Below are 24,033 nucleotides of genomic sequence, written 5' to 3' on the forward strand. Positions count from 1 at the left end.
GGAATAATACAATAATGTTCAAAAAACTCGCAAAATCACTGCTTATAATGGTGCTGATCTTCACAGCGCTGCTTCCCGTAATGGGCGTTTCTGCCCATGCTGAAGAGACGAATGCCGATGATTTCTCAACCCTACCGGCAGCGGAACACAGGTCCGAGAACTGGCTGATTGACAGTAGTAATCCTCAATTTTTCGGAGGAGATGCAGCCCGGCTGGTCAGAACCTCCACGGAGACTGGCTATGCCATTTACCCTTTGACTGGAGTTCAGTCGTTTACGCTTCAAGCGTATTATTTCTCTGGTTCCACGGCTGTTATCAAGTTCTACGGATCGCCAGATGCAGATATCTGGACGGAGCTTCCAGCCATCAACGACAGTCCCACCGCAACCGGTTCTGGCTGGTACGGAACAATATATACACCCTCGGGGGCGCTGCCGGATGGTGTCAATTATCTCAAAATTGAAGTCAGTGGTGACCTCGATACCTGGCTGATGCAGCTTGGGCACCTTACACTCTCCAATGTGTCGCTTGCACCACAAACGATTGTTGATGAGCTTGACGACATTGCACAGCTTTATGCACACAGTACAAATTGGTCTTTAGATACAAGCAATCCCGCTTTTTTTGGTGGAGATCATTCTCGTGCGGTGAGAACAGCAGACTCAGCAGAATCACTCGTGTACCATTTGCATAATCTGCAACATTTCACAGCCCGCATGCATTCCTTTGCCGGGTCTAGCGGGACTATCAAGTTCTATGGTTCGGCGGATGCATCCACTTGGACAGAACTTTCTGCTGTTCATGAACCTCCACAGGCCACTGGTGATGCGGCTTGGACCGGGACGAATTATACTCCGGCACAGGGGATTCCTTCCGGACTTCATTACTTAAAAATAGAACTTAGCGGTGATTCCGCACCCTGGCTGATGCAACTAGGATCGGTCACCTTATCCAACCGCTTGCCTGGAGATGGAGGGAGCAGCGGTGGAGACGGAGAATATTATGTGGATTCATTTGCAGGCAGCGACAACAACGATGGAAAAACACCGGAGACTGCCTGGAAGACCTTTTCTATAGTGAATCAGACTACCTTTGAGGCTGGGGATCGGATTTTATTAAAGAAGGGTGGAATCTGGAACGAACAATTATATCCTAAGGGCAGCGGCACAGATGAAGAACCGATTACAATATCTGCCTATGGGAGTGGAAGCAAACCGATTATCAATGGTGGAGGCATGGCCGGAGCAGCTGTATACCTACGTAACGCCTCGAACTGGGTGATTCGGGATCTTGAGGTCACTAATTATGCTTCCGAGAGGGGAACTGTTTACCGGGAAGGTATTATGGTGGAGAATGCCAATGGAGGAACATTAAGTAATATCCGCATTCAGGATAACTATGTCCATGATGTATCAAGCAGTTTCCGTTATCCGACGGTTTCCGGAGCCGAAGGTGGCCCGCATGCGTTTGGAGGTATCTCCGTATATGTGGGTGGAACGACGGGCACGGACAAGTTCGATGGGGTATGGATCGAGGGCAATACAGTGGAACGGATAGGCCGGACCGGTATTGTGGTATGGGATCAGCGTTTTAACGGAGCAGACTATGCTACGGTCAATGTTACGATCCGTGGAAATTATGTCAAACAAGCCGACAGCGACGGTATTCTCACCTTCGGTGCGGATGGAGCGGTGATTGAGCATAACATAGCGGAGGAAGGCGGAAATTATTCCGAAGAAGGCGAGTTTAACGGCTCTGCCGCAATTTGGCCGACTCGCGGCAAGAATAATATCGTCCAGTTCAATGAGTCTTTTAACACGAACAAACCAGAGGGAGATGGTCAAGGCTTCAATCTGGATATCGATACGATGGACAGTGTGGTTCAATATAATTACAGCCATGGCAACAAAGGCGGATTCATGCTTTTTGTCGATGCCCGTTTGACTCCAGGCGTGCTGACAGGCTCCTCTAACAATGTAGTCAGATACAACATCAGCCAGAATGATCTAACGCATACGTTTAATTTTGCAGGCGGGGTTACGCCAGATACACAAATCTATAACAATACTATCTATATTGGAGCTGGGCAAAACACCAAAATTATCGATCATGAATGGGATGACGCAGGAAATATTAACGCTCCGTATTCTTTTAGGAACAATCTGGTCTACAACCTTGGTCAAGGAGGTTATAATCTGCCAGGGGTGAACGGTAGCTTCGACCATAATCTATTATATGGCAACCATCCAGTAAGCGAGCCGGAAAATACCAATCCTATCACAGCAAATCCACTCTTAGTTGCTCAGGGCACCGCCGGAATTGGTTGGAATACAGTGGACGGTTACAAGCTGAGAGAGGGGTCTCCTGCACTTGGGGCCGGTGCTGTCATTGCAGACAACGGTGGGCGGGACTACTGGGGCAATCCCGTTTCAGCAGCAACTCCACCGAATATCGGAGCTTATAATGGACCCGGACTTGATCCTGCTACGCTTCCAGAAGCCCCTGTAGATGATCTGCGACTATATTTTCAAGGTTTAAAAATTGCTCCTCATATTACAGATGGTAATAACGGCGGCATATCGCTGCAACTTCAATTTACGAACAGTTCCAGTGTGGATCCTCTGAGAATTAAAAAGATTTCCTGGACCCTAGGGGAAGAGACTGGTCAGATCAGCGGTAGTGAATCGCAATTGTCTGAAATTGCCCCAAATAGTGGATTTACTTATTCAATTCCACTGCCGGGATTCTCTGAAGGGGTTAAATATCCTCTTGAGTTGACAGTTGAGCTAGAAGGTTATGAGACAGTTCACCTCAAGCAAAACATAGATATTAACCGGATGCAGCATCAGTCCGATACACGAAGTCCAGCTCTGATTGATCTTGCGGACGGAACCCCTTTGCTCAACGGATATAAGGGTGCGGATGATCTTAGTGGAACAGCGCAACTACGCTGGGATGAAGAACACATTTATTTGACCGCCGATATCCGCGATGATGTATTCAGCCATAATGCCGCCGGGATTAATATTTGGCAAAATGACAGTATTCAGTTCAGTCTTGCTCCCGGTGTACCGGGCGATAGTCAATCCTGGTATGAATACGGAATCTCGCAAACACCAGAGGGGCCGCAAATATATCGTTGGCTGTCCATGAAAGGTGCAGCTACCGGAGTGTTGACTAAGGGAACTTTAAGTGTGACCAGAGATGAGGCGACCAAGGTTACCTCATATGCACTGGCACTACCTTGGAGCGAAATAAGCCCGATCCGTCCAGCGGCGAGCGATATCTTAAGCTTCACCATGCTGGTTAACGATAATGATGGCGCGGGTCGAAAAGGATATATTGAATGGGGATCAGGCATTGGCGCTGCGAAGGACGCCTCACTTTTCCGCACCTTCCAGTTTATGAACGTAGAAGGTGAAGAAGAGACCCCACTGAGTGATAATGCCGATTTGAGCGTTTTGAGTATGGACGGTACAGACATCCCTGGGTTTGACCGTAAGAAACTGACCTATACAATAAATGTGCCCTTTTCCAAGACAGCGGTGGCTGTAACTGGGACACCTTCTGATGCAGAAGCCAAATTGACGGTAACAGGCGGAAGTGAGCTTAAGGTAGGAGATAACAGAATCGATGTTAAAGTTACCGCTGCGAACGGCATAACAACTAAGACATACACTTTGAATGTAGTGCGGAGTGAAGAAGGTGGGGGAACAGATACGCCCGGCAATTCGTCCGGCAGCAATAATAGTGGCAACACAAATGAGAGTAGTGGAGGAAAAATAGTTAATCCAGTGAATATAATTTCAGCGGGCCGTATTCGCATTCAGGGTTCACCCGGTGCTGAAGGAATGAAAATTGCACAGCTTCCCACAGGAGAACTCCAAAAAGCGATGAAGGGAGTGCAAGATGGAGCTTTAGTACTTGAGCTTGCTGAAGAGGATGCGACTGCCAGTGGTGTGGCTTTTCAAGTGCCCATTCCCGAACTAAAAGATAATGTTACTTCCCTAACTGTAAAAGCAGGTGCTGCCACAATAACACTTCCAATTAACACTTTAGGTGAGAATATTCCAGAGGGTGCCCGGCAGTTGGAGCTATCTATCCATTTTGTTGATGCGTCAACCCTTCCAGTTGCCTTAAAAGAGAAATGGAAAACGCATGCTTTGTTCCGGATCTCAATGACGGTAGACGGTAAGTCCAAAGAAACATTAAGCCCTTCTGCGGCAATGAAGGTATCATTTGGATATGAATTAAACCTTGGTGAAGTCCCACATCAAGCCATCGTCTACTCTGTTACCGGCGAGGGAGTGGCCGAAGTGGTCAAAAACTCCAAATACGTATCAGGAACAGGCAAAACAACGTTTACAACAAGGGATTTTGGACTCTATGCTGCAGCTAATGCAAATATCCACTTCTCCGATGTTGATTCAGGCTCCACAGTCATCTTGGAAACTTTGGCTTCCCGTGATCTTATTCATGGCACAGGCGGGGGCAAATTCGAGCCTGCCCGGCAAATTACAAGAGCGGAATTTGTTCAACTGTTAGTATCAGCGCTAGAACTTCAAGCCGAGAGTAGCAGTACTTTCAAAGATGTGAGTTCAAATGCTTGGTATTACCAAGCTGTCTCAACAGCTCAGGCGCTAAAGCTTGTTAACGGACGTAGAGAAGGCGTATTTGCCGCAAAAGAACCTATTTCCCGCCAAGAAATGGCTGTTATTCTGTTTCGCGCTCTGAGCTTAACTGCTCTCCAGTCGGATATCTCCGGCAAGGCAGCAACTTTTGCCGATGAGAATCAAATCGGTTCTTACGCGATGGATGCGGTTGAGTACCTGCGGGAGACAGGAATTGTCAACGGTTATACCGACGGTACCTTCAGACCACTGAGCCTGACCACACGTGCGGAAGCCGCTGCTTTAATTTACAGAGTAATGGAATTGTAAGCACCACAAAAGAGCTGGAGCCAAGTTCACTTGGCTCTAGCTTTTTTTGCTTTCGAAAATGATAATTGGGACGGTGACGGCAGCTTCAAAATCACGATGAATCTGGCTGAGCTGGCGAACAGCAGCGGGATCACACGTAGCAAAGAAATGACCGTAGTCGTTAAGGAATAGAACAGGGACAAAAAATCACAAATTCAGGCAACCAGTCGCCGAAAAAACAGGGATGACTGGTTGCCTTTTTTGAGTTATAAAATGCATTATAAGGGAACTGGAATCTTGAATATTCCTTTAATTACTATACTTTTTCAAAGCATCTGCCATATCCAATTTATATTGATCTACTTTTTTTAAATTATCGATAGTTGCTACAACCATTTGGAAAAGATACTCAGATGTTCCTCCTAATTTTAGATTGTTACGTATTAAATTCATTACAATGTCCAAAACGATTGATGACGGAATGAGGACATCTGTAAGTCTAAACGTATGAGAAAAGGATTGTGACCCTAAAGGCCATGGTAAATCAATCGAAAAAGAAACCGGCACTTTAATATCCAATTTGAAATTTTTCATATTTAAACCTTTTTCAAGTTGATTCTGGATCTCCCCAAAAATATAATCGTTAAAAATCTCAGAAAATTTTGTAAAAGTAAAGTTGGAAACGTCTCGGCAAAGATCCACGAGCTTACGAGGATTGAACTTGATTTCTTTCACTGTCATAACAACAGGAGGGATGATTGCTTCTTGAATTATAGCTTCGACTGCTCCTCTTAACCCTTTGAAAAATTCATCTTTTACTTTACCGGCACCGATTAGAGAAAAAATGTTAAACGTTAATACGTCAGCGGCTTTTTCAGCGATTTCCATTACTGGTTCAATCAGTTCTTTCATTAGTTTTTCTTGCATTAGCTTAATTATGAAATCGGTAATAGTATTTATTATCTTGGCTATTTCATTTAGCCAGCGTTCGATTATGGCGAGTAGTTCATCGATCAAGGCTTGAAACAACGCTGGAATCAGTTTTAGAGCGAATTGAATCATATGATCAGTTAAATGATTTATCAAAATTTTGGCTATTGCTTCTATTTCAGCCATTTGAGGCATCCACATCGGATCGCTTTGCAAATGGTTGGCAAAGTCCACGGCGTTACCTTTTATTGGAGTAAATATGTTTAAAGCATTCTCAAAAAGCTGTTCTTGTGCTTCAGGTGTCAAAGGCGCTACCATTTCCGCAATAATTTTAACAGCTGCCTCCAACGGTTTCTTTAAAATATCTTGAGCTCCAAGTGGTCCAAGAACATTTGCAGCCTGACCTGCAGCTTCGCGAAGAAGACCCTCGATTTGTTTATTAACTGAAGTCTGAATTCCGTCCATAACATGAATTACGCTTCTTCCAAGCATTGTGAGTAATACGCTGGATAATGCTTCTTGCATAGTTTTCATATCAAAATTTTGAAATCCATTAACGATCTCTGGAATCAGAACATCAGAAGTTAGTTGTATGCAGGGAATCAGGGCTTGCTCAAACAGTATCTTAATCTCTTCCTCGCCAGCCAAAGTGTTCGAGATTGCAGTTTTTCTAGCACTTATTTCCGTATCCACATAATGATCGAAAGCTTGGTTTATGGCTCCAAGCGTTGATCTATAAGAGTTTTCCCCTGTAGTCGAAGGAAATGAGGGACTAAATAAGAACTTCATTGCATCTTGGGCAGTTCCTGAAACGGCAGGTTTCAGAATTGCTGCTATCTCCCGAACGCTATCTACATGTTGAATGGCAATCGTCAAAGGTTTATCAAGTAGAAATGAAAGAAGATCACCCTGGTTCAAATTTGTGTCAGACGGACGGTTCAAATCTGTATTAATTGCACTTTTGACAGCGGGAGGAGGTTGGTAAGACAATTGTGCCGTAAAAGTAGGCATGGTTGCTTTATCTGCCGCTTCCACTGCAAGGGGGAGCAATAAAGCTGATACCCACAAAGCAGAAATACTTCGGACAAACTCCTTCTTAAGCTGCTCGTTTTGAATTAATGCTGATAATGAGTCTAAACGAACAAAGATTTCATGGTTATCCGGCACTAACTGAAAAGAATTAAAACCTTTCAGGCTTTGAATGACTTCTGTGGTTTGTTCAGCTGGTAAAGAAGCAAGGCCAATTAAACGAAGGATCTCTTCCTTAAAGAACACATTCATAGTCAAGAAGAACAACGATTGGAATTGCCCTCCAATAAATGTAAGAACGGTTTGCGCTAGTTGTTCGGTATTGCTCCCGGTACCTTCATTTAATTGTCTACTGACCTCATAGGCTGATTTCACTCCTATCCTCAGCATAGTACCGAGCATTAATGCTTGTTCCTGCTGTGTGTCAATAGCTTTATTAACAATGCCCTCAATTAAGCCGTTCCCATAACGATTGACCAGTTTTGCAGGATCGGGGAATTTAAAATTGATGCCACCTCTATAGCCACCCCCCGCAATAAATCCCATTCCCGCCTCATAGACAAATTGGAATCCAGATTCCCCTAGAGTAGCTGTCTTATGTAAATTACCAAGCATAACAAAATTGGCATACGCCATAAAACCAACCGCAAATTGGGCATACAAATAACCTTCGAGCTCTGATTCTTCTAACAATAGCTCAATCAATTCACCGGATAAACCATTTCCTGACGGTTTATTCTTCAGGATTTTCAATAACTCTTTAACGGTCATATTCATGCTTAATCCAGCCGCTACCGCCGCTTTAAGAACGGCTTGAAGTCGACCGACTAGCCCGGCTTCGTCGAATAGATCCAGGGGCGTTTGTATCTGTACTTGGAGAAGAAGTGAAACTTCGGCACTCCCCAATATTTTTAATTCAGCCCATTTATTTAATAAATTATTGATTTGTGCCATAGCCTGTGCGCCTAACTTATAGTTCATTCCTCTTCTCAAGCTACCCTGGCCCGCAACTAAGGTCTGTCCCTGAATATTTCCCCAGTCTTGAGTTGTTGTACTTAGTTGAAAGATCTGCTGATCTTGATTCAGTGGCAATCTAACACCTCCATATTTACGTTGTTTTAGTATTAAGTAATATGGGCTATGAACTCATTTGATAACTTTTATGGAAAAATTTGCTTGGACAAAAACGAAAACTTCTCATGAAACTTTTCATCCAATAACATTATTTCTGCTTTTCTGCTGATAGCTTGGTTTCCAAACTTAACATCAATGATAAATTCATCACTCAGCATCTGCCGATACCGGGATATAATCTCTTCTTCCATCAATTCTCCCATTGACTTCGTTTCGGTCGGGATTACAGGGATTCCAGCTTGCTCTACCAAGTGAAGATTTTGTTTGATATCTGTAGCTACTTTGCTAAGAATGCTTTCACTTATTGCTGTCTCAATATCTACCATTCCTTCATTCGTATAAAAATGCTTGTTGACTGCAGCGAGTGCAGCATGTGAAACATGAAATGCTTGAATATCTTTTTGTATTTCATAATGCATTTCAGCTGTTTCGAATATCAAAGCAAGCTCCTTAACTCTTTCGGTCGTTTGTCCATTTATTTCACCAAAATAAGTTTTGGAACCAAATTGAGCGTATAAAATATCCTCTTTAATGTCTCCACCTGCACCAGGGAAACCTGGAAGTAACCGATCACCTACGATCTCTAGCCAGGAATTATAACCAATAGTGTTGGTCAGTGTAATTATTGTTTTGCTCTGATTATTTTTGATCGCAGACAGGGCAGATTCTGCCTGATCATATCGTACAGGAACAAAGATAAAATCATAGATGTCATCATCTGCAAGCTTTTCGACCGTCTTAATGGATAGTTGCTTTATCATTCCGTTGTCGTTGTATCTCAAACCCTTCCGCTTAAGTTCATCCAGCCTTTTTCCCCGAGCCAGTAAAGTGACGTCAAACCCCGATTGTGCAAATCTAAGAGCGTATAAACTGCCAATCACACCCGCCCCAAAAATTAGAAGTCTATTTTGTTTTATGTTCACTATTATCATTCCTTCCGACTAACTAGACACTGATTGTTTAAGCAACATCTGTTTGATAAGATAATAGTATGGCAAGTTTATGCTTACAACCGTCAGTGTAAGAAAAGAGTTGCATAGACAACAAATTCCGATAATTGATGTTTTAGAAAGGGGATATTCAGATGGTACATCAAGAAGATCCGAGAGTAATACGGACTCGCCTGTTAATAAGAGAAGCTTTCAGAAATCTTTTACAGACTAAAGGATTTGATTCAATGACAATAAAAGATATCTCACAGAAAGCTACGATAAACCGGGCTACTTTTTATGCTCATTATGAAGATAAATATGCATTACTCGATGAATTTACAGAACAGTCTTTTCATCAAATGATTCCTGAACAAGTAATAAATGCACGGGAGTTTTCAGATGAAATATGTAACCAGCTGATCTTGTTGACTCATCAGTACATCGTTGATTTTTATCAGAAATGCAGAATGGATTCCAAATCCATTGCTAAGCTGGTGGATGAGAAAGTAAAAAATATGCTGCAGCAAATCATTGAAAACATATTTCTGAGAGGGGATAAATACGATATTGCAGACCGCCAACATACAAAGATCATTTCAGCAATGACAGGTTCAGCGATCTATGGCGCTGCATTTTCTTGGTTAATTGAGGGGGAGGCTGATCAGACCGATTTACTTGTGGACATTGTTCGTCCTTATGTAATGAGTGGCCTGGGACTCTTGATAAGATAGAATAGGAGCGCTTACAAGTATTACTCTCGGGACAAATCCCACGAAAATTAAAATTTAATCACTTCGCCAAGATTATTTATTTTTTATTATGTTTATAGTTGATAAAATCAAGAGAAAAAGAACAAAGAAAAAACAATGATTAACTTAGCTTTGATATCCATGATTTATATGTGAAAATTTAAATAAAAAGGATCATATTGTACATATCGCACATAATTAATCAGTCATCGAATCCTTAATTGCAAATATCCACGAAAACTAACGCTTCGGACCATTCCGAAGCGTTAATTTTTGTATGCGCAAGTTATGTTTCGTCATCTACCGCATGCCTAAATCCAGAAAATAATAATTTTCAAATTAACTATTTTAAATTTTATGAAAATGATATAAGATAGTGTAACAAATGAAACGATACGTATCGTTCTATAATTACATCCTTTTAATAACTTAAATAACATCTAGGAGGTGAAATGAATATGAACGTGAAAAACAAAGAACCTCGAAGTAAAAAAGAGATTCTTACTGCAACACTTGAAATGTTAGAATCCAACAGTTATTCATCTTTAACGATTGAGGCGATTGCAGCACAAGCTGGAGTAGGCAAAACAACAATCTATAGATGGTGGGAAAATAAAGCGCGTCTTGTACTGGACGCTTTTCTAATGACCGTAGAATCAGAGTTTGAATTTGATAGTAATAAATCCATTCAGGATAACTTCAAACAACAGCTTGAAGCTTTAGCTCGTATCCTCAATAGCAAAATCGGGAAATCCACTTTGACTATAGTTACAGAGAGCGAAGAAATCGCGAAAGATTTTTACGTATTGTTTTTAATGACAAAAAGAAATGAAGCCAAACAATTACTCCAAGCAGCCATAGATATGGGAGAATTGAAACCAACAATCAACCTGGATATAACTTTAGATCTGCTTTATGGTCCCATATACTTTCAAATTCTCATCTATAAACAAATTCCGGATGCGGATTACATAAACGATTTGTTGATCCATGTCTTGGAAGGCATCACTATTGCAAATTAATAGTAAACCGGGGGATATTTACTTTATGAATCAGACGATAGACGTTCAGAATTACAATAAGAACTATTCATTAATGACGATTATTTTATTTTGGTGTGGATTAGTTATTTTAACTAGCATGTATATTACAATTCCATTATCCGAAGTATTTTCACATGCCTTTCAGATTAGCTCGAGTGAGGCGGCTTGGATTGGGAGTTCATTTTCTCTTTGTTATGCTCTGGGCTGTCTTTTGTATGGACCTTTTTCAGACAGATATGGACGTAAAGTATTTTTAGTAGCCAGCATTATTGGGTTAACCGTAGTTACGCTTGCATTAGGATTTGTGGATAGTTTTTACGGGCTTATTATGCTCAGAGGAGTGCAAGGCCTAGTGGCTGCTGCTTTTGCACCTATTGCGCTAGTGTATGCAGGGGAGATGTTCCCGCCTCATAAAAGACTAACAGCCGTCGGATTTATAAGCTCAGGACTGTTAATGGCAGGTATAGTAGGCCAGGTTTTTAGTGGGATTGTTAACGAAGCTCTTGGCTGGCGTGCTATTTTCTTTATTTTGGGGATTGTGTATGGTATTACTTCAGTGATAGTAATGAGGTTCCTTCCTAAAGATGAAATGCTAAGACCGAAAGAAAATGTTCTGCGGAAGTTTAAACAAATGACAATTCTGCTAAAACAATCACAATTGCTTTTGGCTTTTGCGATAACCTTTATGCTTCTATTAACTTTAGTTGGCATGTACACCGTTTTGGGAAGTTATTTAAGCTCAGCTAAGTTTGGTCTTTCCTCACAGGATATCCTTTATATTCGTGCATTTGGAATCGCGGGGATGCTTTTATCACCCTTTTCCGGAAGAATTGCTCAAAAACTTGGAATGGCCGCTGTTCTAAGGGGAGGCTTAGCTTTAGCTGCAATTGGGTTGCTTGCTCTAGGTTTTAGTACGAACCTGCCACTTCTTGTCCTAATGAGCGTTGTATTTGTGGCTGGTATCGCGCTGGTAACTCCCGTTATCATCTCAATCGTCAGTCAATTAGGGGGAAATGCAAGAGGGTCTGCGATTTCATTCAATGCATTTATTCTATTCCTAGGCGCTAGCACAGGCCCGATATTAGCTTTGAAATTACTAAAAACAGAAAATTATTCGTTATCCTTTACTATATTAGGTTCTATTCTTTTATTAGGTTTTTTAATCTCTCTTTTTCTTAGATTATCGGCTAGGGTTCCAGTAGTGAAAAATGAACGGGCTGCTACTTTACCCACAGAGTGATAGGAATGAATAAAGAAACAGAGATTTGCATTGTTGGTGGTGGACCTTCTGGTCTCTTTCTAGGGCTGCTGTTAGCCAAAAACGGAATTAGAGTTACCGTACTGGAAAGTCAAACAAGCTTTAATCGCAAGTTCAGAGGAGAAGTTCTTCAACCTCGATTTGTAAGGCTCATGAAAGAGTTGAATCTGGAACAGCGTCTTGAAAAGTATGAGCATATAAAATTATTTAATGCTGAAATATGGAATAATAAGAAATATATCACTCAAATTGATTATGAAAAAGAAATGCCGGAGGCACCTTACGCAATTAAAATAAAACAATCCGTCCTGTTAACTTTTCTTTATGATCTAGCAAAGGATTTTAGTAATTTTGAGCTCATTTTTAACGCAAAGGTCACTTCAACTATTAAAAGTGCAAATCGAACAGTCGGAGTAAACGCCTTAGTAGATGGACAAATGACTGCGATCCATGCTTCTTTAGTAGTCGGAGCGGATGGACGGATGTCCACGGTTAGGAAGACAAGCGATTTTTCTTTTAAGTATAAAAAAGAAGATTTTGATTTAATCTGGTGCAAAATATCGACTAATGAGTTCAAGCTAAATCAAAAACTCCTTTTCAGATTGTCTGATTTTAGTAACTTCATAGGGCTTCCTTATTCCTCTGATTGTGTGCAGATAGGTTTTACAATGAGGAAAGACCAATGGAATTCCATAAAAAGCAAAGGCATCGAACCATTAAAGCTTGAATTCATAAAGGCCTTTCCTGAGCTTAAAGAAGACATTGAAAAGATCATTGATTTCAAATCGTTTGTTTCTATCCAATCAGAGACTTTTATGGTGGACAATTGGCATAATAAGGGTTGTATTCTAATCGGTGATTCTGCACATTGTTCCTCACCACTCGGAGCTATCGGATTGTCCTTGGCTTTTGAAACAGCGCTGGTCGCTGCTGAACTTATTGTTGCATCAAAATTAGAGCCAAATCATGAATACAAGTGTTTAGATCGTTTGCAGCCCATTCGTAATCAGGAAATTCGTTTTGTGCATTTTGCTCAACAGTTGATAATCAGCATGACCGTTAAATCCCCTAAAGGGGTTAAAAAATTCTCGCTAGCCTGCATGAAACTGATGGGAAATAGCAGGATCGCAAGATATTTAATGCGGAGATTCTTTTTGGGGAGTCCTAAAATAACGGTTGATAATGCCTTCAAATTTTAACGCAGCCTCATTCCTAAGTAGAGTTCATTGGGAATGAGGTTATTTTAATTTGCTGAAACGCAAAGAATTTGTATAGAAAACGCTTTCTATCCATTGTAAAATACAGGTTGAGGTGTAATTACAAAACAAGGATGGAAATCCCATGCGGATCAAATTTAATATTTTTCAGAAAATGTTAGTGTTGTTGCTGATTCTGCTAACTCCGGTCGTGGCGCTGTACTATTATTCTACCTCTAAGAGCATCAACGTCATACAGGAGGAGCTTATCAAAGCCAGCCTGAACCGGATGGAGCTTTTCGTGGCACAACTGGATGCCAGCATTGAGAAGTTCGACTTAGTCTCCGCACCTATGCTCGTTGACACGAACGTGCTGGAATACCTTTACAACCTCAACATGAGCGATTATTCCCTAATGAAGACAAGGCTGCTGATCCAAGAGAAGCTGTCGCTGGCCAGCGCATCGGGCAACTGGCGCAATGACGTGACCGTCTATTTCCCGCAACGAGACGATAGTATTTCTTCTTCCCCCTCCTATGAATATGACCTTAAAGAGTTTGAAAGCCGATTTTCGCTAGGGTGGAGCTACAGCGAAGATTTGGAAATTGGCTCCGGTTTTACTCGAACTTATGTCACTACGGGTTACAAACCAGCCCGTCCGGACGATCTGGATGTTGCCGTTCGCATTAACCTCTACAAGTGGAGCTTTGAAAATTTGCTTGATACCTACAAATCTGGTCACTCTGACAACCCGTTTTTTTACAAAGAAGGACATGCCATCATCGCCAGCCGATCCGCAGATGGGCCCAAGATGGACCAAATTATCGCGGAATTAGGCGACAGGATCAATAGCCGGGATTCAAGTTTTTTAATTCATTCCTTCGACGACAGGCCTTATCTGATTACCTATTATTATTCCAATATTCTTGAGTGGCATCTCGTCGATTCTGTTCCACTTAACCAGATTATCGGACCTATCAAGCAACAGAGGTTATTATTTGGAGCTTCTTCGATTATTTTGCTCCTATCCTGTATTACCGCCGCGTCTGCTTTGTACTGGAACGTACATCGACCTATCTTCCAACTTGTGCGTGCGGTGCAGCGGATTAAGGAAGGCGATTACGCGTACCGGCTACCGAAGAAATCAAACAATGAATTCACGTTCCTGATGCAGAACTTTAACGAGATGGCGACGCAGATCCAAGATCTCATCGAGAATGTCCTACAATCGCGTATCCTTGCGCGCGATGCCACGCTAAAACAGCTACAAGCACAGATCCATCCTCATTTTCTGTACAATTGTTTGGGTTTCATCATTAATATGACCAAAATGGGAAAGAATCGGGCAGTTATAGACATGGCGTATCATCTGGCCGACTATTACCGGTATACGACGCGAATGGATAATCAAGGAGTCAGCCTGGGTGAAGAACTGGCGTTCGTGCGTATTCACCTCGAGATTCTACGGCTTCGCAATGAGACACTGTCCTACAGCATCGAACTGCCTGAAGAGTTGGCGGAGCTGCGAATTCCCCGGCTTCTTATTCAACCAATCGTGGAGAATGCGATCGTGCATGGACTTGAGAACGTCGAATATCCAGGCCGGGTTGAAATTAGAGTTTACGTCAATGAAGACCAATTGCACTTGGAAGTGGAGGATAACGGAAAAGGATTAAATAAAGAACGGATGGACCAACTGCAAATGGAGCTTCATATTCCGGCCAGCGAATATGCAGGCTGCGGTCTTTGGAACGTATATCAAAGACTGCAAGGCAACTTCGGTTCAGACGCTCAAATTGAGTTTTGCCCGTCCAGACTGGGTGGTCTAAACGTGAGGCTGAATTGGAGACAGGGGATGAAAGAAGAAACGAAGGAGGAAGAGCATTGAATAGCCTGCTTGTAGTTGATGACGAGAAACATTATGCGGACAGTCTGGCAGATACGATTCCATGGGAGACACTTGGTATCTCCCGCGTTTGGAAGGCTTACAGCGCGAGCGAGGCACTTGCTCTGATAGACTCCTTCCCCATTGACATCCTTATGACGGATATCCGTATGCCACGCATGAACGGCTTGGAACTGATTGAACAGGCCAGGCTTCGTATTCCAGGGCTGAAGTGCCTGCTGCTCACAGGTTATGCGGACTTCGATTACGCCCGAAAAGCGATTGAGCTGCAAGCGCTCGATTACCTGATGAAGCCCGCGAAGGACGAGCAGCTACTTACGGCAATGGGCCGGATCATTAAGCAGCTTGAGCAGGAGCGATCAATCGAACAGGGCTTCCGTATCTACCGAGACAATAGTGCAGAACTGAAAGCAGGGTTGTTGCTCAAAGTGCTCAGCGGAAATCTGAATGGCAAGGCGCTTGCGGAGAAGTTAAAGCTGTTTGACCTCCCTCTTCCAATACCAGGTCATGTCTCGATGTGCCTTGTTCGGTTGGGTTCCCCTTTCGACGGACAAGATCTCTATTCGCAGTCACTGATCCGGTTCGCGGTAACAAACATGCTGGAAGAATTGCTGATGGACCGCTATGACTGCTGGTCGGCTGCGGATGATGAAGGAAACCTGCTCGCTCTGGTATACGACCTATCAGGAGCACCACCCGAACCGGAATGGGTGCTTGAGCGGATAGAGCGATTAAAGAAAGAAGTACAGCGTTTGCTTAAAGGTGAAATTTCTGTAGGAGAAACCGACTGTCTATTCCCGGAAGAACTGCAAGCTAGTTATATGACAGCTAAATCGCGATTGGATAGTGACAGTTTTTCGGGTGGGCAGGTGCCAGAGCGGAATGAAGAGGAAGCGCGTCTTATGCGCAAGCTCTATGAAACGCCTCTGCTGACACATCTTTTGGAAACGGAGCAATGGGAAGCGGCGGAAGCTAAGATCCGAGCGTTCGTGTCACCGCTTATGCATACGGGTTCACCTTACCTCATGCGCGACGTCTTTTTCTTTCTCTCCAATGCCTTCCAGTATATCGCGAATCGCAGTGGCAGGACGCTGGCCCAAATGCTCACTCCTGAGCAATCGGCTTTCGTTAAAGGAAAAGCAATGCTGCACGCGTCGCAGCTGGAAAGCTGGGCGCTCGACTTACTACGCACACTTCGCGATAAGCTAGGGGAGGAGACCGAGGACCACAGCCAGGTGATCGTCCGGAAGACGCAACTCTACATCCAGAAGGAGCTGGACAAGGACTTGTCACTTACTTTGCTGGCCAAACGCGTCTTCGTACATCCTAACCATCTGTCAAAAATCTTTAAGCAGTGCACAGGCACTACCGTATCCCAATATATTTACGAGCAGCGTATGCTCAAAGCCTGCGAGATGCTCAAGCATACAAATAATAAAATCTACCATATTGGTGAAAGCATTGGCTATCCCAATACTAACTGGTTTATTCGGAAATTCCGTGACTATTATCAGGTGACGCCCCAGGAATTCAGGGACAGATACCGATCGGGAATGGAGGGATTGGGCCGGTGAAGAAGCAAAAAAGAAAGGCCATCTTTCTATGGGCAGTTCTGAGCGGAGTGCTGCTAGTTTCCGGCTGTTTAAGTAGCACAGGGAAAACGGCACAGAACAGTACATCCAATGGGGAAAAGAAGCCGGTATGGGACTTTAAATACGATCCGCCTATAACGATCACAACAGGAATCGTAGACGAGAATCGGCCTAACGCATTCAAGCCAGATGAGAGCCTTACTGACAACGTGCATACCCGCTGGATGGAAGATAATCTGGGAATCGTCACGAAGTTTGATTGGATTGTCAGCAAGTTCGAAGATGCAGATACCAAAATTCGGCTCGCGCTGGCTGTGAATGGCAAGCTGCCGGACACCCTTAGCGCAGAAGGAGACATCCTGAAGTATCTGCTCAAAGCCGACAAGTTGCTTCCGCTGGATGATGCCATCGAGAAGTATGCTCATCCTAAGCTAAAAGAAGCGCTGGAGAAGTACGCTTATACCATGGCAGAAGTGACCAAAGACGGCAAGATATATGGACTTCCCCGTTTTAGTGCAGGAGATGAGGGAACGGTCATGTGGATCCGTAAGGATTGGCTTGAGAAACTGTCGCTGAACCCGCCTACGACGATAAGTGAGTTGGAGAATGTGCTGAAGGCATTTTCTGAACAAGATCCTAATGGGAATGGCGAAGATGACGAAGTTGGTCTAGCGGTTCCGCTGAAGGAAGGTCCCTGGAGCTGGATGGGGCAGACAGATGCGATTGCCGGAGCTTTTTCAAGGCAGATGATTAGCACGTCTGACATCAAACTGTTCTGGAATGAAGACGAGAAGGGCAGCTTGATCTTTGGCGCCGTACACCCGGATGCTAAGAAATACCTGGAAACGATGGCATCCTGGATGGCGAAGGGCTATATGGACAGGGATGCAGGCATGCAGGACCCGAGCCAAGCGTCCGAACTGGCGGTTAACGGAATGGCCGGTGTCATGTTCGGCCCGTTTTGGATGGGAGCCTGGCCGCTCGGCGATACAGTGAAGGTCGATCCCGAAGCGGCTTGGCAGGCTTACCCCCTTCCTGCCGGACCAGATGGGTTAAAGGGCAAGGCACAAAAGCCGTTGTACGGTATCTACACGGTGTTCAGCAAGGATTTCACGAATATGGAAGCCTGGTTCGCTTATTATAACAAATTGCTTGCCAAAAATTTCGGCCCGGATGACCCGTACTTCGATCCCCGATTCGCAAAAGGGTTTCACGAAGGTTACGATTATGTGATCATGAACGACAAGGTCATTACTGTCAATTTCGCGACTGAAGGCGTGCCAAATGATAAGTGGCCGCTTGCGGACGGGTCTTCAATGGATATGCGCTGGATGCTCTATCCGCTGACAGGTGGCGCTCCAGCCTTGCCTTATATGAATGCGGATGCAATCAGAAAATTATCTGAAAATTCGGAAGCCATAGTGACGACGCCGATCGAACAAGCCATTAAAGGTTTAAATTCGGCTCAACTTACGGCGGCTGGGGTGGCGATTGCCGAGCAGGGACTCGAAATCCCAAACCGATACCACGGACCTTTAACGGACGGGATGGAGAAACACGGAGTGTTCCTGCAGAAACTCGCAACGGAGAGTTATCTGAGCATCATTTATGGCGAGAAGCCGATCTCCTACTTTGATGAGTTCGTAGCCCAATTTTACAAGAATGGCGGCGACGTAATCACGAGAGAAGTAAATAATTGGTACATGGAAAACAAGCCATAATATTGTGGCTTGTTTTCTTCTATGTTCCTTTATTTCTTCTATATAACAGGATTAACTTCGTGAATTAAAATGATTTTATTAGAAAGCGTTTTCAAAAAAAGAGGTGATGGTATACGAAGTTAATCATAGAGTAACTCTCACTAACTAAGTGTAAACTTTCGAACTGATTTTTGTATGAAGCGGAGCGAAGCAGTTTATGCTCACAAAACTTTTTAGGAGGAGAGGTAATGAGGAAAAAAGTAAGCGTGTTTCTGGCATTAACTATGTTTGTGACTATCTTTTTTTCAAATCCGATCAAGACTAATGCGGCAACCCCCGAAGCGCCTGCAGGGTGGAGAGACTTACTAGATTACCAAATATTCAGTAATATATCCGACGGCTGGGCAGGAGATAGCGGGTTTGGATTGGAGACGGAGAACAGCAAGCTTCCCATTGATTCTACAGCAATGTACAATGGATTGCCTTCATTATTGTTGAATGCGAAGACGCCTACCAGTCCTTCCTGGTACAACGCTTTAATTACGGTTGCCGGCTGGAAAGCATATGACTTTACCTCTTATCATCCAAATGGATTCCTTGAGTTTAATATCAAAGGAAATGCGGGCGGAGAGTCCTTTTTACTGGGCTTCAAAGACCGGGTATTCGAAAGAGCTGCCGGCAATGAAATTACCACTACAGTAAACATTAACAACTACGTCAACATTACTACAAGTTGGACCCATGTGAAGATCCCGTTAAAGGATCTAATTCAGGTCTCCCAAGGAATTGATGTATCTTCCATAGATGCATTATCCATCAAGAATAATGGTTTTCAACCTTTAAAAGTGTGGCTTAATGACATTAGGGTTACGTCTCCCGATAAGGAGAAAGAGTACGCCCCCATCAAGGTCAATCAATTAGGGTATCCCGTAGATGGAGTAAAGCAAGCGCTTGTAACCGGTTTTGAGGATGTGCTCACGGTCGATGCAGGTACTCCGTTTAACATTATTAACGCCACAAATAATTCGACAGCTTACTCCGGAACGCTTGTACTCACCAAAAATTATGATGCTATCGATAGCGGGGAGCGTATTTTTACCGCCGATTTCACAAATTTAACGATTCCGGGAAAATATTATGTTTCAGTGCAGGGTCTTCAGAATTCGCCCAAGTTCACTATCGGCGAAGCTAACGAAATCTATGAACCCTTTTTAAATGACGTAACGAGATACTTCTATTACCAGAGAACCGGGATTAATATTACCAGCCCATACACTCAAAATTATCAAAGAACAGATTTTACTCCTGACACCGCAGTACCTTTAATGTCCAACCCTTCCATCAAAAAAGATGTTTCCAAGGGATGGTACGATGCGGGCGATAAAGGCAAGTACGTTAACGCAGGAGCCAAAGCCTTGTCGGATCTCTTCTGGGCCTATGAAATGATGCCGGAGAAATTTACAGACAATCAATTTAATATTCCTGAGAGCGGAAACGGCATTCCCGACATCCTGGATGAGGCAAGGTGGGAACTGGAATGGATGCTCAAAATGCAGGATGCTGCAACTGGCGGTTTCTATGCGCGAGTGACCTTTCAGGATGACGACAATATGGTAGACAGAGAAATTATCGATAAGGATACGGTAAGCTCGCGGACTGATATCAAAACGACCGCCGATACAGCTACCGCAGCCGGTGTATTGGCACATGCCTACTTAATTTATCAGAATATTGATCCGGCTTTTGCCCAAAGTTGCTTGGATGCGGCAATAGACGCATGGGGGTACCTGGAAGCACATCCGGAAAATATTCGGACGCCTAACACGGGCAGATGGCCTTACGATGTGACGGATGACGCTTCGAATCGTCTGTGGGCTGCAGGCTCCCTGTACCGATCGACCGGCGATGCCGAATACAATGATTATTTCCTGGCGAATTACACCGATATGGGAATATTTTTTGAGGATACCCTTGATTTCGCCAGTGGTTGGGCAAACACCTGGAATACAGGCTTCTTCAGTTATCTGAAAGCCGCTAATCCGGACTCCGGAGTCTTAAGCTGGTATTCGGATAAATTCCAGCAATGGTTCAATGACAAAGTGAGCAGATATAACGATAGCCCTTGGAAAAGCATCATAAAAGATGGTAACTACTATTGGGGAATCACCATGCAGGTTGCGGACACACCGATGGAAATGATCATCGGTACGAAGTTACTGGGAACTTTTGAGAGCAACCGCGCTATCATTAATGAGATTAACAATAGTCAGTTAGACTGGATTCTTGGCCAGAACCCGGTCGGCGTATCTTTTGTATCAGGTTACGGTGATAACAGCGTGAAATATCCGTTCAGCATCATGTATAGAACAGATGGATTACCTGGTGTACCTAAGGGATATCTTGTCGGAGGACCGAATAAATACTCCAATGACATAACCGTAGGAAACCAGATATCAAGATTTGCAGCCAAAAACTATACCGATAACTTCCAAGAATGGACTACAAATGAACATACCGTTTATTGGAATTCAGGGTTGGTATTCATTGCCGCATTCGCAACCGGAAATAGCAGCAACTCGACCATTAGTCCAACGACTGCTGCCTTTGATAAGAAAACAGCAAATCAAGCTGATATTCCGGTGACTCTAACGTTGAACGGCAACACGCTCACCGACATTAAGAACGGTACGACATCTCTCGTTGTGGACACGGACTATACCGTTTCGGGCAACACGGTCACTCTACACAAGAGCTATCTCGCTCAGCAGCCAATCGGCAAGGCGAACCTCACTTTCCTGTTTAACGCCGGTTCATCTGCTACGCTATCCGTTGCTGTGAACGATTCGTCGGTTATTAACTCGACGATCAGTCCGACGACCGCTGCCTTTGACAAGCAAACCGCGAATCAGACCGACATTCCGGTGACCTTGACGCTGAACGATAACACACTCATCGGCATTAATAATGGCACGACTGCCCTAGTTGCTGGTACGGACTACACCGTATCAGGCACGACAGTGACGATTCAGAAGGCATATCTGGCTGCCCAACCGGTGGGAACAACGACGCTGACGTTCAACTTTAGCGAAGGAGTAAGTGCGAATCTTGCGGTCTCCGTGGTCGATACCCCCACTGCCGAAAGTGGTTCTATCAAAGTGCAGCAGTACAATTCTCCTGTTACGGCAACGAGCAATTCGTTGAGCCCTCGGATAAAGCTGAAGAACACCGGTACCACTGCCATCAATCTGTCCGATGTGAAGCTTCATTATTATTACACGATCGATGGGGAGAAGGACCAGAATTTCTGGTGCGATTGGTCCACTGTCGGCAGTAGCAACGTAACTGGCGACTTCGTCAAGTTGCCGGCTCCTTTGACAGGAGCTGATCATTATCTGGAAATCGGCTTTACGAGCGGAGCCGGAAGTTTGGCAGCTGGAGCCAGCATTGAGCTTCAGATCCGCGTGAACAAGACCGATTGGACGAACTACACGCAGACGGGAGATTACTCCTTCGATCCGACCGATTCGACTTACACCGATTGGAGCCATACAACTGGCTATATCGCAGGCGCTCTTCAGTGGGGAACAGAACCTCAATAAGTAACGTCACAATTGACGTTACGGCTCAATAGTGAAAACCTGAACTCCCCATTACCGCCTAAACAACGGTGTGGGGAGTGTGTAAGACAGTGAAAGGAGTGCAACAACTCTATTGAAAGCTATGCCGCTTCCTACAAATAGGAAACCAATACGTACTGTACGTAATTTTTCCATCGTGAAGAATCTTCGTACTTACTGGATGTTCTACGCAATGATGCTGCCGGGAATCGTTCTGCTTGTAATAAATAACTACATCCCTTTGTTCGGGATCGTTATTGCCTTTAAAACAATCAATTACCAGGACGGAATCCTGGGAAGCCCATGGACAGGGATGAAGAATTTCGAATATTTGTTTGCCTCGAAGGATTCGTACATCATCATTCGCAACACATTGCTTTATAATTCGCTGTTTATTGTATTGAACATGGCGCTTCCTCTAGGGTTCGCCTTGATGCTTAACGAGATGAAAAACCGCTTCCTCTCGAAGCTACACCAAACGATCATGTTCCTGCCATACTTCCTGTCGATGATCGTCATCTCGTACTTAGTGTATGGGTTCATGAGCGACGAGCGAGGATACTTCAACGGCACGTTGCTGCCGGCGCTTGGTCTTGATTCCGTACGCTGGTACTTCACGAAAGAAGTGTGGCCGATCGTTTTGCCGATCATTAACACGTGGAAAAACATGGGGTACTACACGGTTGTGTACATGGCAGCAATCATTGGTATCGACGAGGAGTACTACGAAGCCGCGACAATTGATGGGGCAAACAAGTGGCAGCAGATCAAGAAAATCACGATTCCCTTGATCATGCCTGTCCTCACGATTATGACTTTGCTGCAGGTTGGCCGGATCTTCAATGCCGACTTTGGCCTATTCTTCCAAGTGCCACGTGAATCGGGGGCATTGTTCCCTGTGACAAACGTTATCGATACCTATGTCTACCGCACCTTCCTGACCGTTGGGGATATCGGACTTTCCTCAGCAGCAGGCCTGTTCCAATCAGTCGTTGGTTTCATCTTGGTTTTTGTATCTAATTGGGTCGTTCGCCGCTTTAACCGCGAGAACGCGCTGTTCTAAGAGAGGAGCCCTTATGACCAATACAATGAGTAAATCCTTATCTGGGTCCAATCCAAAGAATCAGCTGTCGGGATGGGCGTCAACCCTCATCAACATCTTCTTTGTCATCTATTCGGCGCTCTGTATCCTACCGCTTTTGCTGATTCTTTCGGTATCGTTCTCCGATGAGCAGTCCGTTATGACACACGGATATCGATTTATGCCCGAAAATTTCAATCTGGCAGCCTATCGATTCCTAATGAAAGATATCAGTCAAATCGTTCATTCCTATGGAATCTCACTAACCGTCACGGTGATAGGTACGATATTAAGTGTCATCATAATAGCTCTGTATGCGTACCCCATTTCACGGAATAATTTTCCGCAGGCAAAGTATTTTACATTTTTTGTTTTTCTAACGATGCTGATTTCCGGCGGCTTAGTCCCTTGGTACTTGGTATACGTACAGATGCTGGAATTAAAAGATACACTTTGGGCACTGATCATGCCGCTGATCATGTCCGCATTCTGGGTACTGATCATGCGCACTTTCTTTAAGGAGACCGTACCTGAAGCTGTGCTGGAGTCAGCAAAAATAGATGGGGCAGGGGAGCTACGGATATTTATCCGAATTGTATTGCCATTATCTCTGCCGGTTCTGGCAACCGTTGCACTGTTCCAAACACTGACATACTGGAACGACTGGTTCCTAAGCCTAATGTTTATTACAGACAACCACAATATATCCGTGCAGTACTTTCTTTACAAGATGATGGTCAACATCCAGTACTTATCCAGTAACCCGAACGCGATGGCTGAAATTACCCGAGCTGGCGGAATGATCAACTTCCCAAGTGAAACCGTGCGTATGGCGATGGTGGTTGTAGGTGTTGGACCTATCGTATTTGCTTACCCGTTCTTCCAGAAATACTTTATCAGAGGTCTGACAGTAGGCTCCGTTAAAGGTTAAGATTGCCGATCACTTA

14 protein-coding genes are annotated in these 24,033 nt (G+C 44.0%); 12 read left to right on the forward strand and 2 right to left on the reverse strand.

Annotation, left to right across the window (positions count from 1 at the left end; translation table 11 throughout):
* Window positions 1-14: 14 nt before the first annotated feature.
* Both MHH50_RS15355 and MHH50_RS15360 read left to right on the forward strand, forming a co-directional pair.
* Entirely contained in the window at window positions 15-4,940 is a 4,926-nt protein-coding gene (locus tag MHH50_RS15355; protein ID WP_076307830.1) for an S-layer homology domain-containing protein, read from the forward strand.
* Between the two features lie 30 nt (window positions 4,941-4,970).
* The gene (locus MHH50_RS15360; RefSeq protein ID WP_179086778.1) at window positions 4,971-5,111 is read left to right on the forward strand and encodes a hypothetical protein; all 141 of its coding nucleotides are present in this window, start codon (window positions 4,971-4,973) and stop codon (window positions 5,109-5,111) included.
* A 117-nt stretch (window positions 5,112-5,228) separates the two neighbouring features.
* On the opposite strand, the gene MHH50_RS15365 is transcribed toward MHH50_RS15360, so the two are convergent.
* The gene (locus MHH50_RS15365) at window positions 5,229-7,970 is read right to left on the reverse strand and encodes a hypothetical protein (protein WP_076307831.1); all 2,742 of its coding nucleotides are present in this window, start codon (window positions 7,968-7,970) and stop codon (window positions 5,229-5,231) included.
* A gap of 68 nt (window positions 7,971-8,038) precedes the next feature.
* Window positions 8,039-8,935 carry a 2-dehydropantoate 2-reductase N-terminal domain-containing protein gene (locus MHH50_RS15370; RefSeq protein WP_339187013.1) on the reverse strand — a complete coding sequence of 299 codons (897 nt, stop codon included), beginning with the start codon at window positions 8,933-8,935 and terminating at the stop codon, window positions 8,039-8,041.
* A 161-nt stretch (window positions 8,936-9,096) separates the two neighbouring features.
* Here MHH50_RS15370 and MHH50_RS15375 point away from each other — a divergent pair, with 161 nt between their 5' ends.
* From MHH50_RS15375 to MHH50_RS15420, 10 genes are all read left to right on the forward strand, one after another.
* Window positions 9,097-9,675 (forward strand): TetR/AcrR family transcriptional regulator, encoded by a 579-nt coding sequence (locus tag MHH50_RS15375; protein ID WP_076278503.1) that lies wholly within the window; start codon window positions 9,097-9,099, stop codon window positions 9,673-9,675.
* Between the two features lie 476 nt (window positions 9,676-10,151).
* Window positions 10,152-10,715, forward strand: coding sequence for a TetR/AcrR family transcriptional regulator (locus tag MHH50_RS15380; protein WP_076130598.1), 564 nt, complete (start codon window positions 10,152-10,154; stop codon window positions 10,713-10,715).
* A gap of 73 nt (window positions 10,716-10,788) precedes the next feature.
* On the forward strand, window positions 10,789-11,976 hold the full coding sequence (locus MHH50_RS15385) for an MFS transporter (RefSeq protein ID WP_254848961.1): 1,188 nt from the start codon (window positions 10,789-10,791) through the stop codon (window positions 11,974-11,976).
* A 5-nt stretch (window positions 11,977-11,981) separates the two neighbouring features.
* Entirely contained in the window at window positions 11,982-13,193 is a 1,212-nt protein-coding gene (locus MHH50_RS15390; protein WP_340033091.1) for an FAD-dependent monooxygenase, read from the forward strand.
* A gap of 142 nt (window positions 13,194-13,335) precedes the next feature.
* Window positions 13,336-15,078: a histidine kinase gene (locus MHH50_RS15395; protein WP_340033092.1), complete on the forward strand. Its 1,743-nt coding sequence runs from the start codon at window positions 13,336-13,338 to the stop codon at window positions 15,076-15,078.
* Window positions 15,033-16,670: a response regulator gene (locus MHH50_RS15400; protein ID WP_340033093.1), complete on the forward strand. Its 1,638-nt coding sequence runs from the start codon at window positions 15,033-15,035 to the stop codon at window positions 16,668-16,670. The genes MHH50_RS15395 and MHH50_RS15400 overlap by 46 nt, the downstream gene beginning before the upstream one ends.
* Window positions 16,667-18,409 (forward strand): extracellular solute-binding protein, encoded by a 1,743-nt coding sequence (locus MHH50_RS15405; protein ID WP_076302101.1) that lies wholly within the window; start codon window positions 16,667-16,669, stop codon window positions 18,407-18,409. Before MHH50_RS15400 ends, MHH50_RS15405 begins: the two co-directional genes overlap by 4 nt.
* 227 nt (window positions 18,410-18,636) lie before the next feature.
* A complete protein-coding gene (locus MHH50_RS15410; RefSeq protein ID WP_076307835.1) occupies window positions 18,637-21,987 on the forward strand; it encodes a glycoside hydrolase family 9 protein in 3,351 nt (1,116 codons plus the stop codon).
* Window positions 21,988-22,162: 175 nt separating this feature from the next.
* Entirely contained in the window at window positions 22,163-23,068 is a 906-nt protein-coding gene (locus MHH50_RS15415) for an ABC transporter permease subunit (RefSeq protein WP_305953568.1), read from the forward strand.
* Window positions 23,069-23,081: 13 nt separating this feature from the next.
* On the forward strand, window positions 23,082-24,017 hold the full coding sequence (locus tag MHH50_RS15420; RefSeq protein WP_081383287.1) for a carbohydrate ABC transporter permease: 936 nt from the start codon (window positions 23,082-23,084) through the stop codon (window positions 24,015-24,017).
* The last annotated feature ends 16 nt before the right edge of the window (window positions 24,018-24,033 follow it).

The sequence above is a fragment of the Paenibacillus sp. FSL H3-0302 genome, from assembly GCF_037982245.1.
GTDB classification, from domain to species: domain Bacteria; phylum Bacillota; class Bacilli; order Paenibacillales; family Paenibacillaceae; genus Paenibacillus_AQ; species Paenibacillus_AQ odorifer.